Source organism: Thalassotalea loyana (genome assembly GCF_030161435.1).
GTDB lineage: Bacteria > Pseudomonadota > Gammaproteobacteria > Enterobacterales > Alteromonadaceae > Thalassotalea_G > Thalassotalea_G loyana.
In genome coordinates this window covers 161,151-168,936 of sequence record NZ_BSSV01000009.1, presented here as the reverse complement: position 1 = coordinate 168,936, position 7,786 = coordinate 161,151, and the positions used below count along the sequence as shown (strand labels likewise).

Sequence of the window (7,786 nt, the reverse complement as noted above, 5' to 3'; positions counted from 1 at the left end):
GTAAAAAAACTGACCTACTCTCGAGTAGAGGAAAAACGGAAATGTTCAAAGACAATAGTTTGTCTTTGTCCCGTTTTTTCACAGTAAGCTCTGCGCACTGTTAGCCAATTGCTAGACACCCATTCTAAAAGCCTGCTCATTGAGCAGGCTTTTTTCGTTTTCGGCTTTTGAATAACGCAAAGACAATATAGTACTGTGGTAGCACCTGCTCCCTCGGTAACTGCTCCTGCGTTACCCTAATCACCTACATCCATGTAGGGAATACGCCCATACCTCAGAAAAGCAGAAGTGAAATGCAACTGCGCCCATGCGTTTTCGGCATTCACCACATCCATGTGGCTTATTGCTAGACACCCATTCTAAAAGTCTGCTCAATGAGCAGGCCTTTTTCGTTTATGACTTTTTATATTTCATTCAAAATAATAAGTAGAATTTTACGTTGCCAAAGTCGTGCTCTTAGTGTGTTTTCAACGTTTCATTTAAAAAAGTAATAGCTATAAAACTGTTTAAGTATTGTGCTAAAGCAGTTAACATAAATTTAAAATAATAAGAATTGAGTAGTTATGAATTTTAAAAAACTCGCCTTTGTATTACCCGCTATCTCGTTTAATTTGTATGCTGCAGCTCCCACTCATGAAATAGATTTTTATAATTTAAATTTTGAGTACATCGAAGGTAATGAGCTTGATTTAGATTTTGGTGTTGAATATGGCCAACTCTCAAACTTTACGTTAGACAGTGATAACGATGATACCCAAACCTTGTCTTTTCAACCTAATCTTTGGGTGCAAGCAATGTGGGAACAAAGTCTACTTCAGACCAAAATCAACATTAACCACCTCAAATTGCAAGACATTGAAGATAATGACCACACTAATGTTCTTGCGCTAGGAAAATATCAATTCAAACTCGCTTCTAACAAAACACTGTTTTTGACTGGTATGTATCGCAATGTATATGAGTTTCCTGGGGAAGGTTTATCTCAAGGCTTTATTGAAGAAATAACAGTTGGCGATGAAAAGCGTAACTATTTTGCTAATGCGGGTTTTCGCTATGGCGGTGAAGATTCTGTAGCACGTGCTGAGGTTTTAGTCGGTACAAGGGGTTTCGAATATCAAACACGTCGTGACATATCATCAGAATTAGATCTTGCTACGTTTTATGTTCAGTCTCATTTTGATTACCTTGCTTCTGGAAAAACATATTTATCTGTTAAAGGTGAGTATGAGCAATTGAATTACGATGATGAACTTGGTGCCGATCGTGATAGCGTAGCAGTACTGCTTGGTGCTAAATGGCGCCACTCGGTTTTCTTTATGGTGGAGGCTTATGCAGGTCTACAGCAATTGTCGTTCGAAAATAGTGCTTTAAATGATGATGACGTTACGCGATGGGAATTTGACTTGCTATGGACGCCTACTGATTTTTCTGAGTTTAATATAAACGCAAGAAGAAGAGCTGTTGATGCAACTCAGATAGAAGATCGTTTTAGGATTTTAGAAAATGTTTTAGCAACATTTACTCATGACTTTACCAATCAGTTTAAGATGAGCTTGTATGCCGGTTATATGAAAGAAGAGGCAATATTCCCCGAATTTACACGCACAGATGACTATCTATTAGCCGGTGGAAAAATAAGTTATAATATTAATGAAATGTTCTCTGTCTACATAAAAAATAACTATTCGGGGTTATCGTCGACCGAGGATGATTTAGATTTTGATAAAAATCACCTTGTTGTAGGAATTAATGTTGCGTTGTAAACTGTTCATCTTTTGTGCGCTATTGCTAACGTTGGCTATTAAGCCTTCGATGGCACTCAATTATGTCTTGAGTGCAGGAGATAGCGTATTGATTGAAGTTTACAATGAACCAGATTTAAGAACTAGGGCAAAGATTGATAAATCCGGAGTGATATCGTTTCCATTTCTCGATGATTTGAAGATATCCGGTAAGACGACTGAACAAATTGAAATGATCATTGACGAAGGGCTGCGTGGTGATTATTTAATAGATCCACAAGTGTCTGTGTCTATCGTTGCTTATCGTCCGTTTTTTATTCATGGCCAAGTAAATGTACCTGGAGGTTATCCCTACCAGCCAGATCTTACGCTAGATAAAGCATTGGCTTTGGCAGGAGGACTGACAAATAGAGCGTCAAAATCAGACTGGAAGATTACACGTAAAATAGATGGGAAAACCGTAGTTATAGAAGCGGATATTTCAACTGAGTTATATCCAGATGATATTGTTAAAATAGGGCAAAGTTTCTTTTGAGTCAGATCGAGCAACAGCCAGTACAGATGCAAGATGACGACGTCTCTCTAGCGGAAGTCTTACGACCGCTATGGAATAGGCGTTGGCTTATTATATTTTGCACGCTATTAATTACATTAATGGTGGCTGTATATGTGTCTCTTCTAAAACCGACTTACCAGGCTAGTGCTATCTTATTAATTGGTAATAATAAACCAACGAATACCTTATCGATTAACAATGCCTTTAATGAATCCAGTGCTACGGCAGAACAAATTCAAACACAATATGAACTTCTAAGATCACGGAAGTTTGCAGAGCGCGTAGTCGCAAGACTAAATTTAACCGAAAGCGAAGAATTTTCTGGTCAAAAGTACAAAAAGCTATTGCCATGGCAAAACGAGAGAGCACTTAACCAAAAACGCTCAATTGATTATGTTGTGAAAGCTTTCCAAAGACGATTAACTATCTCGCCAATGGCAAAGACAGAGTTGGTTCGTATTACCTTTTCTGCTTATGATCCCGTACTAGCAATGAAAGTGGCAAACCAAGTAGGTGTCACTTATTTGCAATATCAAGATGAGATTCACACGGCATCAAAAGAGTCGACATCACAATGGCTAGTAGATCAACTCGAAGAGTTAGGAAAGAAGTTAGAAGCCTCTGAACATGCTTTGCAACAGTTTCGAGAGCAAGAAAATATTGTTGATATTCACGGTATTGTTGGATTAGTCAGTGCTGAGTTAACCGAGCTGACTTCTGGGGCAATTCGCGCCTCTCGTCGAGAAGATGACCTTAAAGTTACGTACGACTATATTCAAAAAAATAAAAGTAACCTTCAGCAATTGACCGAGTTGCCTGAGGTGAGTAATGACGACCTTTATATTGCACTTAAAGGTCAAGAAGAAATAGTAAACAGGAAGCATTCTGAACTTTCAAAACGATATGGTCCAAAGCATCCGAAAATGATAGCAATCAACGCAGAGATAGCGAGTTTAGAGCGTCGAATTGCAGAGCACACAGATAACGTTGTATTAGCGCTTACGAAGGACTATTTTGCTGCGAAAGAAAAAGCGGTCGCAACGGGTGCTCGTCTTGCTGCTGCTAAACAAGACTTTTTGCGCTTGAGTCGATTAGAAAATAAATTTTCGCAGTTAGAGCGTGAGGTTGATACGAACAAAGAGCTATATAGTAATTATCTAGTGCGTCTAAAAGAAGCGGATGCAATGGGTAACTATAAAACCAACTTCTATGTTCGTTTTATTGATAAGGCCGTAGTGCCAAAGAGCCCATACAAACCTAATAAAGTCTTAGCGTTAATCGTTGCTATTGTGCTTTCAATTATCTTTTTATCGATTATTATCATCATGCGTGAATTATTAATCGATACTTTGAACTCGCGTCGTAAGTTAGATAATTTTAACGAAGCACCTGTTTTAGCAATTCTTCCTAAGTTCAAACTGGATAAAAGCGCTCAGCAAAAGAACAAGTATTACCAAGATAATCGATTTGTAGAAGCTGTTCGCTCACTACGTACCTCTTTGTTATTTAGACAGGAAAAGGCGCCACCAAAAGTCATTGCGATTACCTCTTCAGTTCCTAATGAAGGAAAGTCGACTGTTGCTTTGGAGTTGGCACGTTCCTTTAGCGAGATGGAAAAGGTATTGTTAATCGAAGGGGATATGCGTCACCCAACGATTGCAAAAAGCTTGAGATTGGACTCAAATCGTCCTGGTTTATCTAATTTATTAGCTAAAACGCACGAGATTAATGAGTGTATCGTTCGTGATGAACATGTAAAACTCGATATTTTAACCTCAGGAATAACACCAAGTAATCCATTAGCATTCTTGTCGATGAAGCGATTTGGTATGTTGATTAAGGTTTTTGGCAATTTCTATGATCGTATCATCATAGAGACTCCCCCAGTTAACGCGGTTAGTGACGCTGTTATTATTTCAAGAAATGTTGATAGTGTTATCTATATTGTCCATGGCGGGAAAACGAAACGCGATGAAATCTCAGCAGGCTTGAGAACATTAAAGCAAGTTAGCGCTCCAATAGACGGAGTTGTAATTAATCGTAGTGAAAACATTGATACGACTAAATACCACAACAAGTATTACAATAACCCTGCAAACATCATAAAATTACCGGTTAGACGACAAGCATAACGATTTGCTCGCGGTAATTCGGTATATTTATGAGATCAGAAACGAACTTTTCACTCAAAGCATTTAATAGTTTTGCTGTTGACGCGATAGCGCCGACAATCTATTTTCCAGAAACAATCGACCATTTAAAAACCTTGTCTCGTGAATTAGATAGTGGTTCTTATTACCTTTTGGGCGAAGGCAGTAATACACTTTTTTATGAGGCGTATACACCCTGCATCGTTAAGCCAAACTTCCGAGGTATTGAAATAACCGAAACTCCTGATGGTTTCAAGGTAGTCGTTGGCAGTGCCGAAAATTGGCATCACCTTGTCATTAGCTTAATTGACAAAAATATTTTGGGTTTGGAAAACCTAGCGTTAATTCCTGGAACAGTTGGGGCTGCTCCTGTGCAAAATATAGGGGCTTATGGCAAAGAGCTCGCTGATTATTGTCAAAGCGTTGAATGGGTAAGTCTTACTACTGGTGAGAAAAAAGTGCTGTCAAATGAGCAGTGTCAATTCTCATATCGTCACAGTGTTTTCAAAACGCCTGGATTTAAACAAGGCGTGATTACACGCGTGTCATTCTTTTTTCCAAAAGCCTGGCATGCGAGAACAAATTATGGAGATTTGAAGTCGTTATCACCAGCGAGTAGTGCTAAAGCTATATTAGAAAAAGTAATTGAAGTTCGTAATAGTAAGTTACCTGACCCGGCCTGCTTACCTAATGCGGGTAGTTTTTTTAAAAATCCAATTGTCGATGTTAGTGTTGTTAAGGAATTACGTGCTATCTATTCTAATCTACCTACCTTTGAGGTAGACGAAAAGCGAGTCAAGCTGGCAGCCGGTTGGTTAATTGAGCATGCAGGATTGAAAGGATTTGTGCGAGGCAATGTTGGTGTCCATAAGAATCAAGCCTTGGTGTTAGTTAATCATAACAATGGACGTGGTGATGAAATCATTTCTCTGGCAAAACATATTCAACAAACCGTAGTGAATAAGTTTGGCATCAAGCTAGAGCCAGAAGTTCGGTTAATAGGTGCCCAGGGTGAGCAGGTAATTGATGACATAGAGCTAACACAAACATGCTAAGAGAACAGATTTTAACAACATTAAGTGATGGAAACTTTTACTCTGGTGAAAAGCTTGGGGAAATGTACGGTGTAACGAGGGCAGCGATTGCCAAGCATGTCAAAGCTATCAATGAAATGGGTGTGGATGTTTACTCTGTGCATGGCAAGGGTTACCGCTTAGCTGAGCCCTTAAATTTGCTTAATCAAGGGGTAATTGAAGAGAAGATCAGACAAGCAGGGGTTAACTTTAGCGTTGATAGTCATGTCATTATAGATTCCACCAACAGCTTTTTGATGCGCAAATTACCACATAATACTGTGCATGGTGACGTTTGTATTGCTGAATATCAAAGTCAAGGAAGAGGTCGGCGAGGTCGCCAGTGGATTTCACCATTTGGTAGTCATTTGTATTTATCGATGTATTGTGCGCTCGAGCAAGGCTTGAATGCCGCAATGGGGTTGAGTATTGCGGTTGCTTTAGCAATCCACGATACAATAGAGCAAGTAACGGGTGAAAGTGTTCAGCTTAAATGGCCAAATGATGTTTATTGGCAAGGGAAAAAGTTGTCAGGAATCTTAATTGAACTCGACGGTCAACCCCTTGAACCTAGCCATGCCGTCATTGGTATTGGATTAAATGTAAGCATGCCAGATAAAAGTGCAGAACAAATAGATCAGCCTTGGAGTGCATTGAACCAGTTTTCGAACACGTTGGACCGAAATGACATCGCGAGTCAATTAATCATTAACCTTAATAATCGTATAGTTCAGCATCAGCAATCAGGCTTGTCACATATGGTCGCACAATGGAATGAGTTTGATTGCTTTATTGATAAACCTGTAAAAATTATCGCTGGAGAGCGAGAAACTATGGGAATATGCAGAGGTATCGATTTAAACGGGGCTTTATTGCTTGAAGTCAATGGCGTGAATAAAACCGTTTATGGTGGAGAAGTAAGTCTGCGAGGCCAATCATGAAGTTGTTAATTGATTGCGGTAATTCGCGCATGAAATATGTTTACCTCAATACTGACACTCTCGGTAAAGTAGAATCGCTCGATAATGATCAAATCGATCAAAAGATATTGAATCAGCTGTTGAATGGAGTATCTATCGTTTGTGTATCAAGTGTTCTCGACGAGCAGCTGTTCGAATTAATATCGAATAGTGCATCGCAAAATGGAGCAACATTAATTCAAGCAAAAACCCAAGTTCAAACCAATGGTATTATTTGTGGGTATAAAAACCCTCAACAGATGGGAGTCGACCGCTGGTTAGCTATTTTGGGTGCCCAGCACCTCATGCCAAATCTTAATTTGATTATTGTTGATGCCGGTACTGCAACAACCGTTGATATATTAACAAGTAATCAACGACACCTAGGAGGATGGATACTGCCTGGAGTTGAAACGATTCATAATTCAATTACTGAACGTGCAGCTAACGTTCATTCCGAATTCAAGATGATCGATCAATTATCATTCGGTGTTACAACACAGGAAAATGTTAATCAAGCGAGTTGGGCTGCAACACTTGGTCTAATTTCTATGGCAAAAGAAACATTCGTCAATTACTTGGATAAAAACAATGAGAAAACAAGTGATGATTTTCAATTAATTTTTACTGGCGGTAATGGTAAAAAATTGATGCAGTTATACCGAGAATTCAACCATGAAGAGCTGATTTATGTGCCAGAACTAGTTTTTCATGGCCTGAAACAATATTGTTAACTGTATTGTTTTAGCGGCATTCTCGGTTAAAAAAGCATCGAATAGCTAAAAACATGCAACTTTTTTTTATTTATCTATTGCAAGGTAATCAGCATTACTCTAGAATTCGCTCCACTTAATGTAGTGCCGACTTAGCTCAGTTGGTAGAGCAACTGACTTGTAATCAGTAGGTCGCCAGTTCGACTCCGGCAGTCGGCACCATTAATACTTTATTTAATAAAGTCCTGGAGGGGTTCCCGAGTGGCCAAAGGGATCAGACTGTAAATCTGACGGCTCCGCCTTCGGTGGTTCGAATCCACCTCCCTCCACCATTTTTTATATGCAGAGATAGTCTGATAGCATAGCGGGTGTCGTATACTGGCTATTACCTTAGCCTTCCAAGCTAATGAAGCGGGTTCGATTCCCGCCACCCGCTCCATATTTGTGCATTGTGCTGATATAGCTCAGTTGGTAGAGCGCACCCTTGGTAAGGGTGAGGTCGGCAGTTCGAATCTGCCTATTAGCACCATCTCAAAATCCTATCCTTCTATCTTTAACTAAACTTTTTAAACTAAACTTTGACTTAAGGTATT

6 protein-coding genes and 4 tRNA genes are annotated in these 7,786 nt (G+C 39.3%); all 10 read left to right on the top strand.

The features are described 5' to 3' along the window. Positions 1 to 563: 563 nt before the first annotated feature. The 10 genes from QQK05_RS17630 (at position 564) to QQK05_RS17585 (ending at position 7,722) form a co-directional block, all read left to right on the top strand. The gene (locus tag QQK05_RS17630) at positions 564 to 1,763 is read left to right on the top strand and encodes an outer membrane beta-barrel protein (RefSeq protein WP_284301096.1); all 1,200 of its coding nucleotides are present in this window, start codon (positions 564 to 566) and stop codon (positions 1,761 to 1,763) included. Beyond that, positions 1,750 to 2,277 (top strand): polysaccharide biosynthesis/export family protein, encoded by a 528-nt coding sequence (locus tag QQK05_RS17625; RefSeq protein ID WP_284301094.1) that lies wholly within the window; start codon positions 1,750 to 1,752, stop codon positions 2,275 to 2,277. Before QQK05_RS17630 ends, QQK05_RS17625 begins: the two co-directional genes overlap by 14 nt. Then, positions 2,274 to 4,430 carry a GumC family protein gene (locus QQK05_RS17620; protein WP_284301092.1) on the top strand — a complete coding sequence of 719 codons (2,157 nt, stop codon included), beginning with the start codon at positions 2,274 to 2,276 and terminating at the stop codon, positions 4,428 to 4,430. The genes QQK05_RS17625 and QQK05_RS17620 overlap by 4 nt, the downstream gene beginning before the upstream one ends. Before the next feature lie 29 nt (positions 4,431 to 4,459). Next, the gene (murB, locus tag QQK05_RS17615; RefSeq protein WP_284301089.1) at positions 4,460 to 5,503 is read left to right on the top strand and encodes a UDP-N-acetylmuramate dehydrogenase; all 1,044 of its coding nucleotides are present in this window, start codon (positions 4,460 to 4,462) and stop codon (positions 5,501 to 5,503) included. Then, complete coding sequence (birA, locus tag QQK05_RS17610; RefSeq protein WP_284301086.1) at positions 5,497 to 6,462, top strand: bifunctional biotin--[acetyl-CoA-carboxylase] ligase/biotin operon repressor BirA; 966 nt, start codon at positions 5,497 to 5,499, stop codon at positions 6,460 to 6,462. The genes murB and birA overlap by 7 nt, the downstream gene beginning before the upstream one ends. Beyond that, the gene (locus tag QQK05_RS17605; RefSeq protein WP_284301083.1) at positions 6,459 to 7,214 is read left to right on the top strand and encodes a type III pantothenate kinase; all 756 of its coding nucleotides are present in this window, start codon (positions 6,459 to 6,461) and stop codon (positions 7,212 to 7,214) included. Before birA ends, QQK05_RS17605 begins: the two co-directional genes overlap by 4 nt. A 125-nt stretch (positions 7,215 to 7,339) precedes the next feature. Next, positions 7,340 to 7,415: transfer RNA gene (locus tag QQK05_RS17600), tRNA-Thr, on the top strand. A gap of 25 nt (positions 7,416 to 7,440) precedes the next feature. Beyond that, positions 7,441 to 7,525: transfer RNA gene (locus tag QQK05_RS17595), tRNA-Tyr, on the top strand. Between the two features lie 32 nt (positions 7,526 to 7,557). Further along, a tRNA-Gly gene (locus QQK05_RS17590) sits at positions 7,558 to 7,632 on the top strand. A gap of 14 nt (positions 7,633 to 7,646) precedes the next feature. Further along, positions 7,647 to 7,722: transfer RNA gene (locus QQK05_RS17585), tRNA-Thr, on the top strand. Positions 7,723 to 7,786 lie beyond the last annotated feature (64 nt).

Excerpts from the sequence above, each read along its gene's own strand:
- birA (WP_284301086.1), top strand. The coding sequence starts at position 5,497 with ATGCTAAGAGAACAGATTTTAACAACATTAAGTGATGGAAACTTTTAC.
- murB (WP_284301089.1), top strand. The coding sequence starts at position 4,460 with ATGAGATCAGAAACGAACTTTTCACTCAAAGCATTTAATAGTTTTGCT.
- QQK05_RS17630 (WP_284301096.1), top strand. The coding sequence starts at position 564 with ATGAATTTTAAAAAACTCGCCTTTGTATTACCCGCTATCTCGTTTAAT.
- QQK05_RS17625 (WP_284301094.1), top strand. The coding sequence starts at position 1,750 with ATGTTGCGTTGTAAACTGTTCATCTTTTGTGCGCTATTGCTAACGTTG.
- QQK05_RS17605 (WP_284301083.1), top strand. The coding sequence starts at position 6,459 with ATGAAGTTGTTAATTGATTGCGGTAATTCGCGCATGAAATATGTTTAC.